Below are 20,151 nucleotides of genomic sequence, written 5' to 3'. Positions count from 1 at the left end.
CCTAGGTAAAACAAAAGGCCCGCTGCTATAGGAGCAGCGGGCCTTTTGTTATGCGTAAGTAAATGCTTAAAACAAGCCCGACGACTGGGTTTTCAGCTGAGCTATTACAGTTTGGCCGCCTTTAACTTTTTCGCCGATCTGCACCTTCATTTCGGTGTCGACGGGCACGAAGATGTCGACACGCGAGCCGAATTTGATGAAGCCGAACTCCTCGCCCTGGCTTACCTCGTCGCCTTCGTTCACGTACCACACAATGCGGCGGGCCATGGCACCGGCAATCTGCCGGAATAGCACTAGCGGACCAGCTTCCGACTCAACCACTACTGTGGTGCGCTCGTTTTTGGTGCTGCTCTTGGGGTGCCAGGCCACCAAGTATTTGCCGGGGTGGTACTTAAAGTACTTCACCGTGCCCGATACCGGATTGCGGGTGATATGCACGTTGATCGGCGACATGAAAATGCTGATCTGCTTGCGCACGTCGCCGAAGAACTCGGGCTCGTGCACGTCCTCAATCACCACCACTTTGCCATCGGCTGGGGCAATTACCAGGTCCTCGTGGGTGAGCAGGTTGCGGAACGGGCTGCGGAAAAACTGCAGCAGCAGCAAGAAGGCAATTACCGAAACAACCGAAAACACGCGGTTGAAGCCTTCGGCCTGCTCGTTGAACTGGTACAGCAACAAGTTTAGGGCAAGCAGAATAAGCAGCGTGAAGAAGAGAATACGGCGACCTTCTTTGTGAATTTTCATAAATCGCAGATTAGCACTGATTGCGGATATGCAACTGATTCTGAACGCAATCAGGCAAAACAAACGAGCGGCAAACGAAGCGGGAAAGCGGTGGTACGGCGGAACGCGGTTACAAAGATAGCCCGGACCTCGCGGTCCGGGCTATACTTTATGCAGAACTCTGATGCTGTCCGAATCTCCAAGGTTGCTTGGCAGATAGCGAAAAGCAATTGCGAAGCTTAGAAGCTACCGCGGAATTTGTAAGTCTGGGCTACTTTATCAATGGCCACTACGTAGGCGGCAATACGCATCGGAATGTTGTACTTCTGGCTCGTGGCGTACACCTTCTCAAAGGCATCGTTCATGATGCGGTCGGCGCGCTCGGTTACCATTTCTTCCGACCACTTAAAGCCTTGGCGATTTTGTACCCACTCGAAGTACGAAACCGTTACGCCGCCCGAGTTGGCCAGAATGTCGGGCACTACCATGATGCCCTTCTCATTGATGATGGGGTCGGCGGAGGCCGAAGTGGGGCCGTTGGCACCTTCCACAATCAGGCGAGCCTTGATGTCGTGGGCGTTGTGCTCGGTAATTACGTCTTCAACGGCAGCGGGCACCAGCACATCTACAGGCGCAGTGAGCAGGTCCTCAGGGTTTTCCATCAGCGTAGCGCCGGTGTAGCCATCGAGGCGGCCCTTGTGGGCATTTTTGTAAGCAATGGCCTCGTCGATGTTGATGCCATTCTCATTCCAGTACGCGCCCGAAACGTCGCTCACGGCTTTGATTTTCACGCCTTGCTCGCAGAGCAGCTTAGCGGCCCACGAACCTACGTTGCCGAAGCCCTGCACGGCGGCCGAAGCTCCTTTGGGGTCCATACCCAGCTTGCGCATGGCAGCCAGCGCCGATACCATTACCCCGCGGCCCGTAGCCTCGGTGCGGCCCAGCGAACCGCCCATTACCAGCGGCTTGCCCGTAACCACAGCCGGCGACGTCATGCCTACGGTTTTGGAGAATTCGTCCATCAGCCACGCCATTTCGCGGGGGCCGGTGCCCATGTCGGGAGCCGGAATGTCCTTGTCAGGACCGAATACATCCTTCATGGCCAGCGTGTAGGCGCGGGTGAGGCGCTCAATTTCGCCGGGGCTCATGGTGGTGGGGTCGCAAATGATACCGCCTTTGGCACCGCCGTACGGAATATCAACTACGGCGCACTTCCAGGTCATCCACGCGGCCAAGGCTTTAACCTCGTCCAGGTGCACGTTCTTATCGTAACGAATGCCGCCTTTCGACGGACCGAGCACCGTGTTGTGTACCACGCGGTAGCCCTCGAAAACACGTACTTCGCCAGTGTCCATCGTCACAGGAATGTGCACGATAACTTGCTTGTCGGGCGCTTTCAGCACGTTGTACGTCGCGTCGTCGAGGCCGAGAATATCGGCGGCTACGTTGAAACGCGACATCATGGATTCGAGGGGGTTCTCGCGGTCCACCTTGGGGGCCGGCTCTTTATACACCGTAGTGGCCATGCTGTTGATCGGGTAAGTGGGGTTGAAGAATGGGGGAATGCAAAAACAGCGGCCGCCCGAGGCCAGCCGAGCAGCCAGCAAGCGGGCGGAAAAATGACGCGCCAAAGGTACTAGGTTTCCCCAATACGCATAAAATGGCTTACAAGGCTAGAAATAGCAGTGCAGCGGCCCTAGGTGACGCTTACAAATCGAATAGAAGCAGCAGCACCACCAGCACCGGCACAATAAACAGGAATGCGTCGAACCGATCGAGCAAACCGCCGTGGCCGGGCAAAATGCGGCCCGAATCCTTTACGCCCACGCTGCGCTTCAGCATCGATTCGGCCAAATCGCCGAGTACGCCGAAAACCGCCACCACCGCGGCAGCTACCAAGCGGTGCGCCAGTGGCATATCGGGCAGCAGGTAACCCAGGCCCCACCCCACTGCTAGGGTGAGCAGGGTGCCGCCTAACCAACCCTCCCAGGTTTTGCCGGGCGAGATGCTGGGCGCCAGTTTGTGCTTGCCAAAGCTTTTGCCGGCGATGTAAGCCCCGGTATCGGCCGCCCAAACCAGGAAGAGCAAGCCAAAAATGCGGCGGTAGTCGTAGCCTTCTTCGGTGAAGCCAATCAGACACAGAAGGCTCATGGGCAAACTCACGTAGAACAAGCCGCCCATGGCCACCCCTAGGTTGGCAAAGGGCTGGTGCTCTTGAGAGTCGTTCCAGTAAGCCATTTCGCGCAGCAGGAACACCAGCGGCACAATTAGGATAAGCGAAGCCAACGTAAGCAATACAGGCTCAATGGTTTCGTACGGGCGGGCATCTACGTCGCCGAGCACGTAGAGCAAGCCAAATACCACTATGCTTGTGCCCGTGCCGATCATGGCGGCTGGTTGGTAGCCGGCTACGCGCATCATGCGGTAAAACTCCCACAGCATGCGGGCTTGCACCACACCGAAAAACAAACCGAACGTAAAGCCGCTGTACCAAATGCAGCCCAGCAGCACCACCGCCCCGATGGCGCCGGAGATAATACGCTGCCACATATTGGACATGCCGGGCGGCTTGGCAGCTTCGGGCGAGTTGGGGGGCGACGGAGTTGTGGAGGTAATCAAGAGTGCAAAGCGCTGGTGGCAGGAAAAAGCAGAAGTAGCGGCGGCAGCGCTGAAGAGTTATACGGAAGGTGCTTTGGGCGGCGTTTCGATGCCGTGCGAAGTAAGGGTATGCCCGGCTACTGGCGGCGCAGCCGGCGGCACATCGGCCTCGGCGCGTACTTGCACGCCGTGGCCCGTGAGCACATGCGCCTCGGTAGTGGCGGCTTCATGGGCCGCAAATTGCCGCTGCAACCAGTAAAGCAACCCTAGGGTAAGCACCAACGAAATCAGCATCAGCGGCCACGACATGGGTTCGTTTGCGTCGGCATCGAAGCTGATGGTGCCGCGCTGCTGCAAGAAAAGCAGCAACAGCTGAAAGCCGTTTTGCGCAAAGTGCGCCGCCATGGGCACCAAAATATTGCCGCTCCAGGCAAACAAGTAGCCCAGTAACACACCCAGCAGCATGCGTGGCACAAACCCGAAGAACTGCATGTGAATGGCGCTGAACACGATGGCCGATAGCCACACGCCCCAGTGCATAGAGTTAGTCCAGCGGCTGAACTGCCGCAGCACTACGCCCCTAAAGGTCAATTCCTCAGCAATAGCTGGCACTACAGCAACCACCAGCAACGCTATCAGGAAGCGCGTGGTGGTGCTGAACTTGGTAAGGAAGGCCGTAAGCGCTTGGGCTTGGTCTTCTTTTTCGCGGGCGGCTTTCTCTAGGTCGTAGAGCCACGAGGGCAGGTGGGCGTCGGCGTTCCAGGCCACAAGCCCCGAAAGCGCTGGCATGCTCACAATCATCAGCACCATGGCCGCCACCAACCACCAAGCTGGCACTGGACGGCGCGGCGCAAAGTATTCAACGGGCTTCATGCCGCGCAGCACGGGCAGGAAGTAAGCGCCAGCGCCAAAACCGGCCAACAAGGAAAGGCCCTGCAACCACATCAGCACCGCCCAGCCGTAGGAGTAGCGCGAGGGCGAGGCCAGTACGTCCGGCAGGCGCAGCAAATTGACCCCGTAGGTTACGGTAACTACCGATACGGCCAGAAACATGCCGATGCACATGCCCGCGACTACTAGCAGCGCCAGCAGCAGCATTGTAAGAGCGGGATGCATCGTTTCGGGGCGGGCGAAACCTTTCATGCGTATTGGGTAGTTGGTAGGCGGTAGTCAGACGAATAAACGCGCCAAATGGCTGCATTGGCCGGTACGTTTTGCCCCAAAGGCTGAGTCTCAGCATGCCATACCGGCAACTGACTCCTCTTGTGTCGTAAATTTGCGCAAAATACGCTAACCGGCGCCGTTCAACGTCAACCCGACGACTGCGCGGCGCCCCCACAGTATGGTCTACATCCGCGACCTCGCCCTGCCCGATTTTCCGCTGCTGCTCGCCCCCATGGAGGACGTATCGGACCCGCCGTTCCGTGCCGTGTGCAAGCAAGGCGGCGCCGATCTGATGTACACCGAGTTTGTGTCGTCGGAAGGCCTGATCCGCGACGCGGCCAAGAGCAAGAAAAAGCTCGACGTGTTCGACTACGAGCGGCCCATCGGCATTCAGCTCTTCGGCTCCGATGTGCAAACCATGGCCGAGTGCGCCAAAATCAGCACCGTAGCCGGGCCCGACCTCATCGATATTAACTACGGCTGCCCCGTGAAGCAGGTAGCTTGCCGGGGTGCTGGCGCGGCTTTGCTGCGCGATATTCCGAAGATGGTGCAGATGACCGAGGCCGTGGTGAAAGCCACGCACCTGCCCGTGACGGTGAAAACGCGCCTGGGTTGGGACGACTCGACCCGGAACGTGGAGGAAGTGGCCGAGCGCCTGCAGGATATTGGCATTGAGGCGCTAACCATCCACGGTCGCACCCGCGTGCAGATGTACAAAGGCGAAGCCGACTGGACCTTGATTGCCAAGATCAAGGAGAACCCGCGCATCCGCATTCCCATCTTCGGCAACGGCGACATCGACTCGCCCGAAAAAGCCTTAGAGTACAAAAACCGTTACGGCGTCGACGGCATCATGATTGGCCGCGCTTCCATCGGCTACCCTTGGATTTTCCGCGAAATCAAGCACTACATGGCTACCGGCGAAAAGCTGGCACCGCCTACGCTGGAGGAGCGCGTGCAGGCCTGCCAGATGCACTTCGAGAAGAGCATTGAGTGGAAGGGCCCGAAAGTGGGCATCTTCGAGATGCGCCGCCACTACGCGCACTACTTCAAGGGTTTGGTAGGCGCTAAGCAGTGGCGCACGCAGCTGGTGGAGGCCAATACCCCCGACGAAGTACGCGCCATCTTGGCCACTATTGCGCAAAGCGAAGCCGTGCTGGCCGACTAAAAGCTATCGGCTCAACTCCTTTTGCAAACCGAGGGCCTTCTTGCCTAGGGTTAGTACCCAGCAGGAAGGCCCTCCGTTGTTAGTATCAGCTAAGGCACGTTAGCCCAACGGCAAGCCCATTTGCCGGTTCATGGCGGCGGAGTCGCGGGCGCCCCAGCGGCGCTCAATGCGGCCCTCGCGCACCACAAAGTGCTCCATGGCCACTATCTCGTAGGTTTTGCCGGTAACCGGGCCACCGCGGAACGAGCCCACCGACTGCCCCTGCTCCAGGTAGCGCACCATCACGTTGTCGCCGTCGGCGGCAATGGCCTCTACCCGCAGGTGTAAGGCAAAAGCGGCGTGCAGTTCTTGCCAGACGGGTATTACCTGATCCATGGTGCCCCAGCCAAGCACCCCATACACCAGCGCATCATCGGCAAAAATGCGGCGCAGGGCAGCCATGTCGGCCCGGTTGAAGGCTTCGACGTAAGCTAGTACTACTTGTTTGTTGGCTTCGGTGGTGGCGGGAGTGGCTTCGAGGGTTTTCATAGCGGGTATTGAGGGGCTAGAGCAAAAAAGAGCCGGTAAGCCAAGGCATTACCAACCCGGCAGCAATACTACCCGCGCCATGCCTAGGTGTCAATCACATCATCGGGTGAAAGGCACCTGAACGACTTGCCTCTTGCCAGTTGGCAACCCAAGCACCTAGGCACATAACCTCGGCAATGGCATACCTCGCGCCTTGTTCCGACCTTTGCTGCCCATGTCATCTGCCCCTCCCCCCGCTCCCGCGGCTGCCGCCGCTCCAGCCCCACCCGTTGTAGCCGGTCCGCCGCCGCACCACACGCCCCTATCGGCCTGGGTGCTGCTGGTGGTGCTGGCCTCTATCTGGGGCACGTCGTTTATTCTGATGAAGAAAGGCTTGGCGGTGTTTTCGGCGCTGGAGCTGGGCGCAACCCGCGTAACGGTAGCGGCGCTGCTGTTGCTACCCTTCGCGCTGCGCTACGTGCGCAAAGTGGAGCGCAGCCGCTTTAAGTGGCTGCTGCTGAGCGGTGTGGTGGGCACACTCATTCCGGCTTTCTTGTTTGCCTACGCCGAAACCAGACTGGCTTCGGGCCTGGCTGGCGTGCTCAATGCCTTAACGGTCGTATTCACGCTGCTAATGGGCGCCATGTTTTTCGGGCAACGCATTACGTGGCTACGTGCGGCTGGCATTGGCGCCGGCTTGCTGGGCACCATCGTGTTAATGGGCCTAGGTGGCAGTGGCGGCGACGCTACCCCTACCGGCGAAGGCAACGCCTGGTACGGGCTCTACATCGTGCTGGCTACCTTGGGGTACGGCGTAAGCATCAACGTCATCAAGCACCATTTCCACGGCATTCCGTCGTTGGCAGTAACGGGGCTGCTGCTCATGCTGATTGGCGGGCCGGCTGCGGCTTACTTGCTCCTAGGTACCGATTTCCTATATAAGTTGCAGCACGTGCCCGGCGCCTGGACGGCCTTCGGTTACATTGCCCTGCTTGCTACGTTGAGTACCGCCGTAGCCATGGTGCTCTTCAATAAACTTATTCAGCAGTCGACGGCGCTGTTTGCCTCCTCCAATACCTATCTAGTGCCCATCATGACCCTAGGCTGGGGCTTGCTGGATGGCGAAATCATCAACGGGTGGCACCTGCTGGGCATGGGCATTATCCTCTTGAGTGTGTTCATCATTAACCGGGCAAAGTAGCTGGGTTGGCGCCCTGCCACCAGCCCGCCTCCGGCACCTGCACTTTATGGCCGATACCATTCGCCCACTTGTATTTCCGGCCGATGAGCCGGCTTACTTAGCCCTGCGCACCGAAAGCCTTACGCGCCAGCCCGAATGCTTCCGGGTAACGCCCGCCGACGATGCCCGCCGCCCGCTGCGCTGGACCGCGTATCAGCCAAATGCCGAGGAAGTAATTTGGGGCGCTTTTGCCGATGATACACTGGTAGGCACCTTGGGCTTTGTGCGCGAGCCCCTCGATAAAATGCGCCACAAAGGGCTAATCAGGGGCATGTACGTGCGCCCCGAAGCGGGCCGCCGCGGCCTGGGCCGGGCGTTGCTGCGCACTGCCCTGCAGTTTGTTCGCCAGTTGCCGGGTCTCGAGCAAGTGCTCCTGACGCTGGTGGCTACCAACGCTCCAGCCCGTGCCCTGTATGCCTCCGAAGGCTTCGTGAGCACAGGCATCGAGCCGCGCGCCATGAAATGGCAGGGCCAGTACTTCGACGAGGAAACCATGGTGCTGTTTCTGCACCCGGCTCTGGCACCTGAGGCTGGCGGTTAGCCACCAGCCCTAGGTTGCACGGGCCACCGGAGCCACATAAGCGTACGGCCACTCACCGTAGCGCGCGGGCAGCTTCAGGCGCTGGGCATGAGCCAGCAAATAGGCCTGCACGCGCTGCTGCTCGCCAGCACCGAGCACCGGCAACTCATGGAAGCCAGGATGCCAGAAATCGGCCTGTGCGGGCAGTTGACCGCGCAGGATGCGGTGGGCCTGCTGGGCGGTGCGCTGGTGCAGCAGCTCCACGGTTTTGTAGAGCGAGAGGCTATGGCCCCCAGGCTGGTGCAATACAGCGTGCAGGTGGGTGGGCAGCAGCACAAAGCAGGGCACGTGCAGACCTAGCTCCTCCAGCATTAGCAGCTCGCCGGCTACCGCCTCGGCAATTTTTTCTTTGCCTAGGTAGGCTGGACCCGTAGGAGCTTCATCAAGCAAGGCATCGAAGGCGGCGAAGAACTGCTTTTCGGCGCGGCGGTGGGCAGCCTGAGTTTCATCGACGGAGTCAACTGAGCGGGCTGCCTCCTGCGCCGCGACACGCTGTTGCTGCAATTCGCGGCCGGCGCGAACCGGAACGGAGCCCGCCAGTCGCAAGGTAAGCAGCAAGGTCTCGCCGGAAGTAGCCATAAGCCGAACGGGTTCAACGCTTTTGCTAACACGCTACAACTCCACCTCTGTGGGCAGCACAGCCGCCTCCGGCTCGGCTACCTCGGGGAAGGCCACATAGCGACGCGCTTCCACGTGCCTACTGGGTGGGGCATCGTGGGCACCTAGGGGCTCAATACCCACGCGGGCAAGCGTGTCGAGTAAATCCTGCACGCTTTCGGCGTGCCAGCGCACCCAGGCCGAAGCAAAGCAGCGCCAGAACTGCCAACCCGCCCGCTCCAGCACACGCTGTCGGCGCAGATCGTCGGCCCAACGGTCGGGACCGTGGTACCGGTCGCCGTCGCACTCTACGGCGAGACGCTGGTCGCCGGCACCTTCCACCACCAAATCGATGCGGTACTGGCCCACCCGCACCTGGGGCTGCACGCGGTAGCCGCGCTCGGTTAGCACGTCGTACACATCCTGCTCAAACGCCGACTCGCACAGTTCGCGCAGGTTGCTCACCCGGACTTCGTCGAGGCCGTAGGGCGTGGCAAAGTGCGCCAGCAGGGCGCGGCGCAGGCGGTCGTTGGGGCTGAGCTCGTCGGCTTCGAGGCTGCGCACCAGGTACATTCGGTCGCGGGCCCGGGAAGCGGCCACGTTGAAGCGCTTGGCAAAATCGTCGCGGCCCACGGCTGTGGCCTGCCCCTTCGACACCACTAGCGAGAGGAACATCACATGGCGCTCCTTGCCCTGGAACGTGCGCGCATCGCCGCAGGCCAGTTCGTGGCGCAGCATGGTTTCGAGGCCGATTTCCTGCTCCAGCATGTCCCAGATCAGCCGCGCCTGCTTGTCGGCCAGCAGCGAAACCACACCTAGGGTACGCCCAGCCATGGTGGGGTCGGCCACCAGGCGCTTGATTTCGTCGACGATGAAGCGTGCCTCAGCGGGGTTGGTATCGTGGCGGCGCTCACCGTCTTCCACCAGCACATCGATCAGCGGCGGATCGAGCCGCTCGGAGGCGCTGGGCAGGCGCAGCGGTCGGATTTCGTGATTGTAAAACTCGCGCCTGGAGTATTCGATAATAGGCCCTACGCAGCGGAAATGCTCTTTCAGCATCACCCCGTACTCCGCGAATACTACTTTAAACAAGTCGTACATGGAGCGGTCGGGCGCCAGCTGCGGCGCGTACAGGCCAACTTGCGAGGTAAGGAAGCGGGCCATCAGGCTGCGGATTTTTTCTTCTTCCAGCCCAATGCCTTCGGGCGAAACCTGCTTGTCGTCGCCGACTACCAAGATTTTGCGGGCCCGCAGCAGCGCAGGCAGCGCCGTCAGGTCCGACTGCGAGGCTTCATCCACAATCACCAGATCGAAAGCTCCCAATTCAGCCGGCAGCGACTCCGACACGCGGTAGTGCGGCATAATCCAGCAGGGAATGGCCGCGTTGGCCTGGGCCACAGCCCGCTGCGCATCGAGGCGGTAGCGACTGGCCCGCTTGCCGGTGCCTTTCCCGATTTTGGTAATGGCGTTGCGGTACGCTTCCAGCGCACTACGCACCTGCGGGGTGGCATTTTCGGCCAGCTGCAGCCAAGTGCGCTGGTTGATCAGCTCCTGATAGGTCAGCGCCAAGCCTTTTTCGGCTTCGCGGCGCTCGGTGGCTAGCTGCCTTAGTTCGGCGCGGCCGTCGAGGTTGGCGAGACAGGTAGCCAGGCGGCGCAGCCGCCAGCGTTGGCGCCAGTCGTTGGGCAGTAGTTCGTCGGTGGCGCCCAGGGCGGGCTCGGTTTGCAAACGCGCAGCCCACAGCGGGGCCCCGGATGCGGCTATTTGTTCAGTGACGGCAGTTACTGTGTCGAGCAGCGGCTGCAAATCATGTACGCACCGCAGCTCCTGCGTCAGGGTAACCCACTGGGCTTGCAAGGCGGCATCGGCAACGGCGGGGTTGCCCAATTCCTGCTTCATAAAACGCCGCAACGCTTCGCTGATGCGGCCGGAGGTGTTGTGCAGAGCGGTTTCGTACTGCTGGCGCACGGCCCAGGCCGTTTCCAGCTGCAGGCGTAGCTGGTGCTGCCGCAGCAGGGCCGCTGCCTCGGGCAAGGCTACCGGCACCGCCGCTGCGGGGTGAGCCGCGGCCCAGGCAGGCAGCAGCTGGTGTATTTCGAGGCGTAGTGCAGCCTCGGCAGCTTGGGCATCGCGCACCTCCTCGTAGGCTTCGTAAAGCTGCCGGGCCTCGTTGGCAGCGGCAATTGGCTCCTGTTGGGTAAGCACGGGTAAGCCCAGTTCAGGTGCCAGCGCTTGCCAACGGGCCACCAGCTCGTGCATTCGCCGGAGCAAATTGAGGTAACTAGCCACGTAGGCCCAGTCGGCTGCCGAAGCAGGCGGGCTGGTTAGCACCCTGATTTCGCCTAGGCGCTGCTTTTGAGCCGTTTTGCCAAATACACCTAGTAGGCCGAAAGGCCGCCCACCGCGGGCCTGGGCAGCCACGGCGGCCAGCAGCTCGGGCTCCAGCTCCAGTCCGGCGGGTACCCGCACTGGCCTAGGTATAAATTGCTGCCTTGCTGCCAGGGCCTGCTGCAGCTCGGCACCCAGGACTTCGAGCAGCGTGTACAGGCCGCTTGCGGTGCCGGCAGCTAAGCGGGCGGCTTGCGCGGCAGCCCACAGTAGATGGTTTAGCTTCAGCTGCCGCGCTTCTAGGTTGGTGAGCTGTTGCAGCGCGGCGGTAATGCGGGTAAGCGCATTGGGCACAGAAGCCAGCGGTGGCAACTCGCCGGTAGCTACTGCCTCCTGCAGCTCTATCGAGCGGCTGAGCTGCTGGTGCGTGAGCAGCAGGTCGCGGGGTTCGGGCAGGGCAGCTATAGCCGGCAGGCAGGCAGTGCGGTAGTCCAGATCGACGCCTAAAGATTGGCGGGCAGCCCGCAAACTAGCCACGGCAGCCTCGTCGAATTGCGGCCGATGGATTGAATCTGGCGTCAGGACATCGGGCAGCCACTCGGCTGAGGCTTCGGCTTTGGCCACTTCGCGGGCGGCTTCATGAGGTTCGAGGCGCTCCTCATCCAGCATCACGGCTCCGAGGTTTTGCCGACCCCGCTCCGCAATACGGCGGTCGATGCAGGCCAACCGGCTGTGGTAGCCATCGAGCTGTTCGGCTAGCTGACCGATGTGGCGCCGGGCCGCGTCGCGGTCGAGGCGCTGCACCTGCTCGGCAATGTGCTGCACGGCGTGCTCAAACTGGCGCAGGCCTTCCCGCTCGCTGGTCAGCAGGCTGATGGCCAAGGGGCGCACCGAGGCGGGCAGCTTGTCGCGCAGCACGCCCAGAGCTGGGTCACGCATGGAGGTAACGAGCACCCTTTTGCCCAGCGCCAGGTAGTGGCAAATGACGTTGGCGATGGTATGGGTTTTGCCGGTACCGGGCGGGCCCTGCACAACTACGCCGGGCGCGTGCTCCAGCAGCTGCACAATGCGCACTTGTTCGTCGTTGAAAGGCAGCGGAAAATAGAGTTCCTGCGGCTCAGTACCGCCGACGTCGCTTACCAGCGAGAGGCCCCGGAAGGCAGGCAGCGGCTGGTTGGTGTGGTGGCTGGCAGGCTCGCGCACCAGCGCTGCCACGGCGGGCGGCAGCGCCCCGGTCAGCACCTCAATGCGGGTGCGCAGGGCTTCCAGGTCTTGCAGAAACGTGTTGGCGCTGCGGGGGCGCGCGAATAGCACCCAGGTGTCGGTCAGCTGAAGCTGCGGGGTAGCGGCGGGCACACTGCGGGCGGCACCGGTGGGCTCATCGGGTAAGTAGCGGCCCTGGGCATCGAGCAAGGCGGCGGCGAGCCGCAACACCGGCTCGTAGGTAACAGCCTCGAACGGCGACAGATAGGGCGTTCCGGCCAGCAGCGGGCGGCTGCCCTGCTCCAGTCCAGCTACACCTTGCACCTCGCGGGCGGCGTACACGTCCACTTCCAGGCGGGTAACAACCTCGCGGGGGCGCACCTCTAGGGCCATGGTCTGTGGGTTCAGCGTCAGCTCAACCAAGCGCGTAAGCACAGGGTAGCGTACCTCCATGTTGGGCAATTGCCAGGCAGCCACGCCCACGCCCCATACTAGCTCCAGGGACGCATCGGCCAAGCCGCCATCGAGCTGTTGCTTAAGGGCGTACAGCCGCGAATACCAGCCGATGGTGCGGCGGCGTCGCGTTTCTTCCAGGGCCCAAGGCTGCCACTCCTGCTGTTGATACTGGGTTAGTTCCGTAGTCAGTTGGTTGAACTGAGGCAGCGCAGCCAACTGCACGGACGCCAGAGGGTCGTAATCGGGCCTCTCGGCCACGCCTTCGGGCAGCAGACCTAGGCGCAGCAGGGTTTGGGCCGGCAGTTGGGGGCGCAGCCGGGGGCTTTTGCCGGGGTTGTTGGTTAGCTCCGTGAGGGTAGACAGCACCGTATCGGCAATGACAGGCGCGCACGTTTCCTTCAGTCGCTCCACGCGCAGCCACAGTTCTTCCTCATCGGCGTCAACGTTCAGCGCTATGCCTGGCAAGCCGTCCAGCTGAGACTCGAGGGCGCAAAAGGACGACTGGCGGGTAACATCGGCGGCGGGCGATGCTTTCAACCGTACGCTTTCCCGAGTGTAGTTCAGCAGGGCCAGCAACCGTTCGCGCTCCAAGGGGCTCAGGCCAGACGAAGAATTCATGCGGAAATTGAGAGGGAATGATTGCCCCTAGGTAACAGCGCTGCTCAGCAGCTATCCATGCAAGTTAGTGCAAGTCGACGGCAGCCCAAGCAAACAAAACCCCGGCTGCCTAGGTGGCAACCGGGGTTTGTTGGATAAAGAGGCCAGCGTACCTAAGCCGGCACGGCACGGTTGAGCTTGCTGTGCTTAATACCGTAGTTGAAGTAGATAGCCAAGCCGATGATCAGCCAGCCGCCGAACAGCACCCAGTTGCTGATGCCCAACTGCGTCATGAGGTACAAGTTGGTGAGCAGGCCCAGCACCGGCAGCAACGAAAGCTGCTTGCGGAACGAGATGGCTGCTATCAGCAGACTGGCCAGCAAGAACACAAGCATAGGTATCTGGTGTCGGAAACCTTCGTAGCCGTCGGCAAAGCTCACTTTGCGCACAAAATCGTCGATGTTTTCGCGGTTGTACACCATCACCAGCGCGGCACCGGCCAACAAAATCAGCGGCACCAGGTAGCGGCCGTTGATGTAGGGCACTTTAAAGCGCGCATTGCTCTGCCCCCGCGGGTCGATAACTAGGATGCCGCCGCACACCAGCGCAAACGCGAACAGCGTACCAATAGACGTCAGGTCGATAACGAGGTCCATGTTCAGCAGCAAGGCCGGCACGCCCACAAACAGGCCCGTTACAATGGTGCTAAACGAGGGCGTGCGGAACTTGGGGTGCACGCGGGCAAACACCGGCGGCAGCAACCCGTCGCGCGACATGGTCATCCAGATGCGCGGCTGGCCAATTTGGAACACCAGCAGCACCGAGGCCATGGCAAAGATGGCCGAAACGGCCACAATGCCACCAAGCCACTCCACGCCTACCTTGTTGAACACGTACGCCAGCGGGTCGCCCACAGCCAGCTCTTTGTAGTTCACCATGCCCGTGAGTACTAGCGTGATAATCACGTAGAGCACCGTGCAGATTACTAGGGCGTAAATCATGGCGCGAGGCAAATCGCGCTGCGGGTTTTTGCACTCCTCGGCCGTGGTGCTGATGGCGTCGAAACCGATATAAGCGAAGAATACGGCTGATACGCCCTTGAGCACGCCGCCAATACCATTGGGCGCGAAGGGGCTCCAGTTGGCGGGCTTGATGTAGAACACGCCCACCACAATTACGACAAACACCACCGCCAGCTTCAGCAGCACCAGCAGGTTCGAAGCGTTTTTCGATTCCTTAATACCCACGTACACCAAGCTGGTTATGAGCACCGTAATGAGGAACGCCGGCAAATCGACCACAAAGCGCAAGCCGCCGAATAGCTCGGGGGCTGCGGCCCAGGCTTTGTAAGCTTCCAGCTGATCGGGAGCGGCATCGGCGAGGGGTTTGCCGGCCTGCATCAGTTCGAGCACCGCGTGGTAGCCCTTGTAGGCGCTTTGCGTACCCATGGTTAGCCACAGCGGCAGCTCAATGCCTACGCCGCTCAGCAACCCCGTAAAGTAGTCGGACCAGCTGATGGCCACCACAATGTTGCCAACGGCATACTCCATGATGAGCGCCCAGCCAATAATCCAGGCGGCCAGCTCGCCAAACGAGGCGTAGGCGTAGGTGTAGGCCGAGCCTGACACCGGAATAGTGGCCGCAAACTGCGCGTAGCACAGGGCCGAAAACGCGCAGGCAATAGCCGTGAACACAAAGAGCAACGACACCGCTGGGCCGCCGTCGTACGAGGCGTTGCCGATGGTGCTGAAGATGCCTGCTCCAATTACGGCGGCAATACCTAGGGAGGTGAGGTCGCGCACGGTGAGGTGGCGCGCCAGGCCATGCTCGCCGGGGTGCGAGCCGTGCAGGTCTTCGTCGGCCGGGGGGTTGGCCAGCAGGTCGGAAAGCGCTTTGCGGCGGAACAAACCGGCCGAGCGCGTGGGAGGTAGAGGAGCTGACAAGGCGAATTGGATGAAATAAGGGGCAAAAGATAGAAAATAATGCGCCGGGGCTGCGTGCGAAAGTTTGCCCTTGCTTATGGAATGAGTGAGCTTGCTGCATCCATTGGCTGTGTTCACTCAGCAACTACCCTATGATCTTTTCTACTACACAACTTGCCGTTCCCAAACCATGCCAGCAGAACTGGGACCAGATGGATGCGGCTAAAGACGGCCGTTATTGTACTGCATGCGAGCAAGTTGTTGTCGATTTCACCCAACAGACGGACGACGAGATTTTAGCCTATCTGCGCCAACACTCCGGCCTAGCGTGCGGCCGGTTTAAAGCGTCACAACTCGGCCGTCCGCTTCGCGTCAGCAAAACGGGTGGCGCATGGCGCACGTGGTTGGTAGCGGCGGCTACAATCTGGGGGTTGCGCGAAATCACCCCTGCAGCAGCTGTAGCCCAGCGCACAACAGCTGTGCAACAGCCACTGCAGCCTGCACAGAATACTGAAAATCAGCGGCAGCCGCTCCTGCTTTGTTGCGCGGCGTTGTGCTCGATTCTGCGACCCTAGCCCCTGTCCCCGGTGCTGCTGTTATTGTAAAAGGCACGACCCGAGGTATTTCGACCGACGCAGAAGGGCGCTACACCATGAACATAGAGGGCTTACCTATTCCGCTGACGTTAACCTTTGCTTCCATTGGGTATCATTCAGAAGAACGGCTTGTTCGGGATGCTGGCGTTGCCATACCCGATGTAGTAATGCGCCCTGACCTTGCGCAACTGAACGACATCGTAGTAGTTGGCGGCTGTGGGATTGTTCGCCCTTGGTGGCATCCGCTGCGTTGGTACAGCACCCTACGCATCAAAACACGTAACCTCATTAGCCGCTGAAACCTTTCGGCACCTCAGCAGCTTATGCCAAGGCCATGATGAATAAGCTGCTCCCGGCCGCCGCCTTGCTCCTGACGCTGCTCAGCCCCGCCTGTTCGCTCAAGCCCACCACCAAGCACGACGTATTTAACCAGCAGGCCCAGTTGCCGCAGGAAGAAGCCGTGCACCCGCGCAACTCCCTGGAGTGGTGGTACTTCACGGGCCACCTGCGCGACTCACTTTCGGGCCACACCTACGGGCTGGAGTACGTGTTCTTCCACTTCAACCCCACCGGCAAGAAGGACCACCTGATGGTGAACGTGGCCCTGACGGACCCGCAGCAAAAAAGCTTCCGGTACGATTATAAGTGGAGCGGCCTGGCCGATGAACTGCCCGCTACCCTGCCCCTAAACCTGCGCCTGCAGAAGAAAAACCAAACCTGGGCGCTGCGCGGCCAAGAGGGCAAGTACCAGTTGCAGGCCGACATGGTAAACCACCCTGGCTTCGGGCTGAACCTAACCACCCAGCCCACCAAGCCCGTGCTGCTGCACGGCGGCACCGGCTACGAAAACTACGGCAACATTGCCTCGGCGGGCTACTACAGCTACCCGCGCCTCGATGCCCGCGGCACCATCACCCTAGGTGGCCAGGCCCGCCCCGTATTGGGGGAACTGTGGTACGACCGGCAGTGGAATTGCGGCTCCGTAACGCGCAAAGACATCGGCTGGGATTGGTTTAGCATTCAGCTGAACGAGCCGCGCGAGGAGCTGATGCTGTACACCGTGTACAACAAAAACACCGGCCAGTACCTAGGGGGCGGCTCGCACAACTCTACTACCAACGAGAACACGCACCTCGGCGAAAAGGATTTTCAGCTGGAAACCCTGGAGTGGTGGAAGAGCCCAGAAACCGGCCTGCGCTATCCGGCTAAATGGCGCGTGCGTGTGCCAAGCAAAGGCTACGACCTGCTCGTGGAGCCCGTGATGAACGACCAAGAGTTGGTGCTGAAGCTGATTGCCGGCATTAAGCTGCCGTATTGGGAAGGCATGTGCCGCGTAACGGGCACCCACCACGGCAAACCTGTGAGCGGCAATAGCTACGTCGAAATCACGAACCGGAAAGAGCCGCGCCGCGCCGGCGGAGCCGCCGCCGAAGCTGCAGAGGGCGCCGCGCAGTAGGCTGAGCACCTAGGCGTTGAGCAGCACCCGGAAGGTAGTACCCTTGCCCACCTCCGACCAGCGCACGTATAGCCGGCCTTTGTGGTAATTTTCAATAATGCGCTTGGCCAAGGCCAGCCCTAGGCCCCACCCGCGCTTTTTGGTGGTGTAGCCCGGCAGAAACACCGTTTCGAACTTGCTCTTGGGTATGCCTTTGCCCGTGTCGGTAATGTCGAGGGCTATTTGTTTGTGGTTGCGCCCGCCGTGGCGCAGTACCAGCGTAATAGAGCCGCGCCCATCCATGGCATCGACGGCGTTTTTACAGACGTTCTCGATTACCCACTCCAATAGCGGCACGTTTACTTTGGCCGTAGCAGCGGGCGGCAGCAGGCTTTCAACCTTAAACACCACCTTGCGCGATACCCGCACCTTCAGGTAATCCACGGCGCGCTCGGCCACTTGGTAGATATCCTCATCCTTGAGTACCGGGATGGAGCCGATGTTGGAGAAGCGCTCCGTAATGATTTCGAGCCTGCGGATGTCTTTGGCCAGCTCCTCTACTACCGGCTCGCCCTCAAACCTAGGCGAGTCCTTCATGTAGCTCTGCCACGCCATGAGGCTGCTGAGCGGGGTGCCGAGCTGGTGCGCGGTTTCCTTGGCCAAGCCCACCCACACGCGGTTTTGCTCGGCCCGGCGCGAGTAGCTAAAGGCAAAATACGCCACCACCGCTAGCGAGGCAATAACGGCCAGCTGTACCAGCGGGTAGGTACGTAGCTGGCTCAGAATAACCGAGTCCTTATAGTAGATGTAGTTGCGCAAGCCGGCGCCCAGCTCCACCACAATAGGCGGGTGTTGGCTGCGCATTTCCTCGATTTCGCGGTTCAGCAGCCGCTCGCGGTCGGCTTCGTTGAGGCGAGCCGGCACATCGAGGTTGCGGTAGTCGAGCACCGTGCCCTCGGCATCGGCCCAAATTACCGGAATGGTTTTGTTGGCCTCGATGATTTCGGTGGAGGCAAACTGAATGTTCGTGTCGTCGGACTCGGAGTTGATAACAAAGCGCAAGGCTTTGGCATACAAGTCGATCTGCTGTTGCTCGCGCTCCGAAAGGCGGCGCACCAGCAAGTTGGTGTACACCACCGTTACGGCGCCGATTACCAGCGCCATCACCACAATCAGCAGCTTAATCCGGGATTTTTGGTCGTAGATGGGGAGCACAGAGCAAAAGAAACAGCGGCAACAGGCAACCAATTAGCTGCTGGCAACGCATGCATGGTTGCGAAAGTACGCAGCACCTAGGCCTACCGATGCTTAACAATTGGGCAGCTAGGCGGTACTTCTTAAGAACGCTGCGCTGTGCCGAAGGGTGCATGGCAGCAGGTAAGCGGCATTTTTCTGCTTCAACCCGCTGCTATCACATCATTTGGCGATTGACCAAAGCTGACTTTGCGCGTACGTTTAATGTGTTGCTGGCAAGGCATTTTGGTGGGTCTGTGAAGATGATTTTTATCAACCCACCGAGGCGCAATGCCGCTTTAACGGTAAAAAACAGCACTTCGCCTTTTGCTCGAACCGCTTTACATTTTTCGGTGTTTTTCCCTAGCAAAATGCGCCGTAATTTTGCATTCCACTTCTACGTCGCCCGTAGCACTAGCTATGACCCACCCGTTTAAGGCCGTAGGGCTATCCTATAAAACCGCACCGCTCGCCATTCGCGAGCTGATTGCGTTGGATGAACCGGCCTGCCGTCGCTTTCTCGACACGCTTCATCAGGAGCTCGGCTTGTCCGACCTGCTCGTGCTGAGCACCTGCAACCGTACCGAAATCTATTACGCCGCCGACCGCGACCAGAGCCCCGCCATTATTGAGGCGCTGGGCAACCTTAAGGGCGTGGCCGATATGGTGTCGTACTACGAGTACTTTAACCTCTACAACACTGCCGACGAGGCCGTGCAGCACCTCTTTGAGGTAGCCATGGGCTTGGATGCGCAGGTAATCGGCGATTTGCAAATTGCCAGCCAAGTGAAGACGGCCTACCAGTGGTCGGCCGATGCCGATGCGGCCGGGCCCTTCCTGCACCGCCTGCTGCACTCGGTATTCTTCACCAACAAGCGCGTACAGCAAGAAACCTCGTTCCGCGACGGGGCCGCTTCTACCTCGTACGCGGCCGTGGAGCTGGTTGAGGAGCTAACCACCGACTTTGCCAGCCCCCGCGTGCTGGTAGTTGGCCTAGGTGAGATTGGCGCCGATGTGTGCCGCCACCTTACCAATAACAAGTCGTTTGCCGATGTCACCATCTGCAACCGCACCCGCACTAAAGCCGAGGCATTGGCCGCCGAATGCGAAGGCCTGAAGGTGATTGACTTCGAGAACCTGGTAGATGCGCTGCAAGAGGCCGATGTAGTTATCTCCTCCATCGCCCGCGACACGCCCTATTTTACGGCCGATATGGTTGGCCGCCTAGAGGTGCTCAGCTACAAGTTCTTCATCGACTTGTCGGTGCCGCGCAGCATCGAGCCTGAGGTAGAGCAAGTGCCCGGCATCCTGCTCTACAACATCGACGCTATTCAGGGTCGCGCCTCCGAAGCCGTGGAGCGCCGCTTGGCTGCCGTGCCACAAGTGCGCGCCATCATTGCCGACAGTATTGCTGGCCTCGACGAGTGGAGCCGCGAAATGATGGTGTCGCCCGTGATTCAGAAGATTAAAGGTGCGCTAGAGCAGCTGCGCCAGGAAGAACTGGACCGCTACCAGAAGAAAGTATCGGCCGAAGAAGCCAAGCGCCTCGACGACGTTACCAAGTCGCTAATGCAGAAAATCCTGAAGCAGCACGTGTTGCAACTCAAGGCCGCCTGCAAGCGCGACGACGCCGACCAGATGATTGACGTGCTGAACGACTTATTCGATCTGGAGCGCCAGCAAGCCACCGCTTAGATTTCCTACGTACCGCCTATTTGATGTAGCGCCCCCGCCTTTTGCGGGGGCGCTGTCGTTGGGGGGCACATAGGGCAAGTACCACTAACCCGTCTAAACGCACAAA

At 60.3% G+C, this 20,151-nt stretch carries 16 protein-coding genes; 7 read left to right on the top strand and 9 right to left on the bottom strand.

What is annotated here, in order from left to right; genetic code table 11:
* Positions 1-66 precede the first annotated feature (66 nt).
* The 4 genes from ASU33_RS15535 to ASU33_RS15520 all read right to left on the bottom strand — a co-directional run bounded on the left by ASU33_RS15535 (position 67) and on the right by ASU33_RS15520 (position 4,467).
* On the bottom strand, positions 67-747 hold the full coding sequence (locus ASU33_RS15535) for a phosphatidylserine decarboxylase family protein (protein ID WP_059071758.1): 681 nt from the start codon (positions 745-747) through the stop codon (positions 67-69).
* 218 nt (positions 748-965) lie between these two features.
* Positions 966-2,252, bottom strand: coding sequence for a Glu/Leu/Phe/Val family dehydrogenase (locus ASU33_RS15530; RefSeq protein ID WP_059072745.1), 1,287 nt, complete (start codon positions 2,250-2,252; stop codon positions 966-968).
* Positions 2,253-2,433: 181 nt separating this feature from the next.
* Complete coding sequence (locus ASU33_RS15525) at positions 2,434-3,345, bottom strand: phosphatidate cytidylyltransferase (protein ID WP_059071757.1); 912 nt, start codon at positions 3,343-3,345, stop codon at positions 2,434-2,436.
* A gap of 57 nt (positions 3,346-3,402) precedes the next feature.
* The gene (locus ASU33_RS15520; protein WP_059071756.1) at positions 3,403-4,467 is read right to left on the bottom strand and encodes a CPBP family intramembrane glutamic endopeptidase; all 1,065 of its coding nucleotides are present in this window, start codon (positions 4,465-4,467) and stop codon (positions 3,403-3,405) included.
* 199 nt (positions 4,468-4,666) lie between these two features.
* On the opposite strand from ASU33_RS15520, the gene dusB reads away from it, so the two are divergent.
* Positions 4,667-5,656 (top strand): tRNA dihydrouridine synthase DusB, encoded by a 990-nt coding sequence (gene dusB, locus ASU33_RS15515; RefSeq protein WP_059071755.1) that lies wholly within the window; start codon positions 4,667-4,669, stop codon positions 5,654-5,656.
* Between the two features lie 99 nt (positions 5,657-5,755).
* Here dusB and ASU33_RS15510 read toward each other — a convergent pair whose 3' ends face one another.
* The gene (locus tag ASU33_RS15510) at positions 5,756-6,184 is read right to left on the bottom strand and encodes an ester cyclase (protein WP_059071754.1); all 429 of its coding nucleotides are present in this window, start codon (positions 6,182-6,184) and stop codon (positions 5,756-5,758) included.
* 214 nt (positions 6,185-6,398) lie between these two features.
* Between ASU33_RS15510 and ASU33_RS15505 the strand changes: the two genes are divergently transcribed.
* Positions 6,399-7,364 carry a DMT family transporter gene (locus ASU33_RS15505; RefSeq protein ID WP_078063179.1) on the top strand — a complete coding sequence of 322 codons (966 nt, stop codon included), beginning with the start codon at positions 6,399-6,401 and terminating at the stop codon, positions 7,362-7,364.
* 46 nt (positions 7,365-7,410) lie between these two features.
* Entirely contained in the window at positions 7,411-7,944 is a 534-nt protein-coding gene (locus ASU33_RS15500; protein ID WP_059071753.1) for a GNAT family N-acetyltransferase, read from the top strand.
* 9 nt (positions 7,945-7,953) lie between these two features.
* Here the strand turns inward: ASU33_RS15500 and ASU33_RS15495 are convergent, their stop codons facing one another.
* The 3 genes from ASU33_RS15495 to ASU33_RS15485 form a co-directional block, all read right to left on the bottom strand.
* Positions 7,954-8,562, bottom strand: a complete 609-nt coding sequence (locus ASU33_RS15495; protein ID WP_059071752.1) for a hypothetical protein — start codon at positions 8,560-8,562, stop codon at positions 7,954-7,956.
* A gap of 33 nt (positions 8,563-8,595) precedes the next feature.
* Entirely contained in the window at positions 8,596-13,185 is a 4,590-nt protein-coding gene (locus ASU33_RS15490) for an AAA domain-containing protein (protein WP_059071751.1), read from the bottom strand.
* Between the two features lie 152 nt (positions 13,186-13,337).
* Entirely contained in the window at positions 13,338-15,107 is a 1,770-nt protein-coding gene (locus tag ASU33_RS15485; RefSeq protein ID WP_434060536.1) for an amino acid permease, read from the bottom strand.
* 131 nt (positions 15,108-15,238) lie between these two features.
* Here ASU33_RS15485 and ASU33_RS21330 point away from each other — a divergent pair, with 131 nt between their 5' ends.
* Genes ASU33_RS21330 through ASU33_RS15475 form a run of 3 tightly spaced genes read left to right on the top strand, consistent with a single transcriptional unit; the run spans position 15,239 to position 17,138 of the window.
* Positions 15,239-15,661, top strand: a complete 423-nt coding sequence (locus ASU33_RS21330) for a hypothetical protein (protein WP_059071749.1) — start codon at positions 15,239-15,241, stop codon at positions 15,659-15,661.
* On the top strand, positions 15,640-15,981 hold the full coding sequence (locus tag ASU33_RS21945; protein WP_160328212.1) for a carboxypeptidase-like regulatory domain-containing protein: 342 nt from the start codon (positions 15,640-15,642) through the stop codon (positions 15,979-15,981). Before ASU33_RS21330 ends, ASU33_RS21945 begins: the two co-directional genes overlap by 22 nt.
* Before the next feature lie 38 nt (positions 15,982-16,019).
* A complete protein-coding gene (locus ASU33_RS15475) occupies positions 16,020-17,138 on the top strand; it encodes a lipocalin-like domain-containing protein (RefSeq protein WP_160328211.1) in 1,119 nt (372 codons plus the stop codon).
* Between the two features lie 9 nt (positions 17,139-17,147).
* Here ASU33_RS15475 and ASU33_RS15470 read toward each other — a convergent pair whose 3' ends face one another.
* Positions 17,148-18,332, bottom strand: a complete 1,185-nt coding sequence (locus ASU33_RS15470) for an ATP-binding protein (RefSeq protein ID WP_059071747.1) — start codon at positions 18,330-18,332, stop codon at positions 17,148-17,150.
* A 438-nt stretch (positions 18,333-18,770) separates the two neighbouring features.
* Between ASU33_RS15470 and hemA the strand changes: the two genes are divergently transcribed.
* Positions 18,771-20,045 carry a glutamyl-tRNA reductase gene (hemA, locus tag ASU33_RS15465; RefSeq protein ID WP_059071746.1) on the top strand — a complete coding sequence of 425 codons (1,275 nt, stop codon included), beginning with the start codon at positions 18,771-18,773 and terminating at the stop codon, positions 20,043-20,045.
* Positions 20,046-20,151: the final 106 nt, after the last annotated feature.

Origin of the sequence: Solirubrum puertoriconensis, from assembly GCF_001483135.1 — a bacterium.
Lineage (GTDB): Bacteria > Bacteroidota > Bacteroidia > Cytophagales > Hymenobacteraceae > Solirubrum > Solirubrum puertoriconensis.
Note: the sequence above shows the minus strand (reverse complement) of the source record. Positions and strands in the feature narration are given on the sequence as shown.

What these genes read in the sequence shown, in the direction of transcription:
- ASU33_RS15535 (WP_059071758.1), bottom strand. Translation starts at nt 747, where the DNA reads ATGAAAATTCACAAAGAAGGTCGCCGTATTCTCTTCTTCACGCTGCTT.
- ASU33_RS15530 (WP_059072745.1), bottom strand. Translation starts at nt 2,252, where the DNA reads ATGGCCACTACGGTGTATAAAGAGCCGGCCCCCAAGGTGGACCGCGAG.
- ASU33_RS15520 (WP_059071756.1), bottom strand. Translation starts at nt 4,467, where the DNA reads ATGAAAGGTTTCGCCCGCCCCGAAACGATGCATCCCGCTCTTACAATG.
- dusB (WP_059071755.1), top strand. Translation starts at nt 4,667, where the DNA reads ATGGTCTACATCCGCGACCTCGCCCTGCCCGATTTTCCGCTGCTGCTC.
- ASU33_RS15510 (WP_059071754.1), bottom strand. Translation starts at nt 6,184, where the DNA reads ATGAAAACCCTCGAAGCCACTCCCGCCACCACCGAAGCCAACAAACAA.
- ASU33_RS15505 (WP_078063179.1), top strand. Translation starts at nt 6,399, where the DNA reads ATGTCATCTGCCCCTCCCCCCGCTCCCGCGGCTGCCGCCGCTCCAGCC.
- ASU33_RS15500 (WP_059071753.1), top strand. Translation starts at nt 7,411, where the DNA reads ATGGCCGATACCATTCGCCCACTTGTATTTCCGGCCGATGAGCCGGCT.
- ASU33_RS15495 (WP_059071752.1), bottom strand. Translation starts at nt 8,562, where the DNA reads ATGGCTACTTCCGGCGAGACCTTGCTGCTTACCTTGCGACTGGCGGGC.
- ASU33_RS15490 (WP_059071751.1), bottom strand. Translation starts at nt 13,185, where the DNA reads ATGAATTCTTCGTCTGGCCTGAGCCCCTTGGAGCGCGAACGGTTGCTG.
- ASU33_RS21330 (WP_059071749.1), top strand. Translation starts at nt 15,239, where the DNA reads ATGATCTTTTCTACTACACAACTTGCCGTTCCCAAACCATGCCAGCAG.
- ASU33_RS15475 (WP_160328211.1), top strand. Translation starts at nt 16,020, where the DNA reads ATGAATAAGCTGCTCCCGGCCGCCGCCTTGCTCCTGACGCTGCTCAGC.
- hemA (WP_059071746.1), top strand. Translation starts at nt 18,771, where the DNA reads ATGACCCACCCGTTTAAGGCCGTAGGGCTATCCTATAAAACCGCACCG.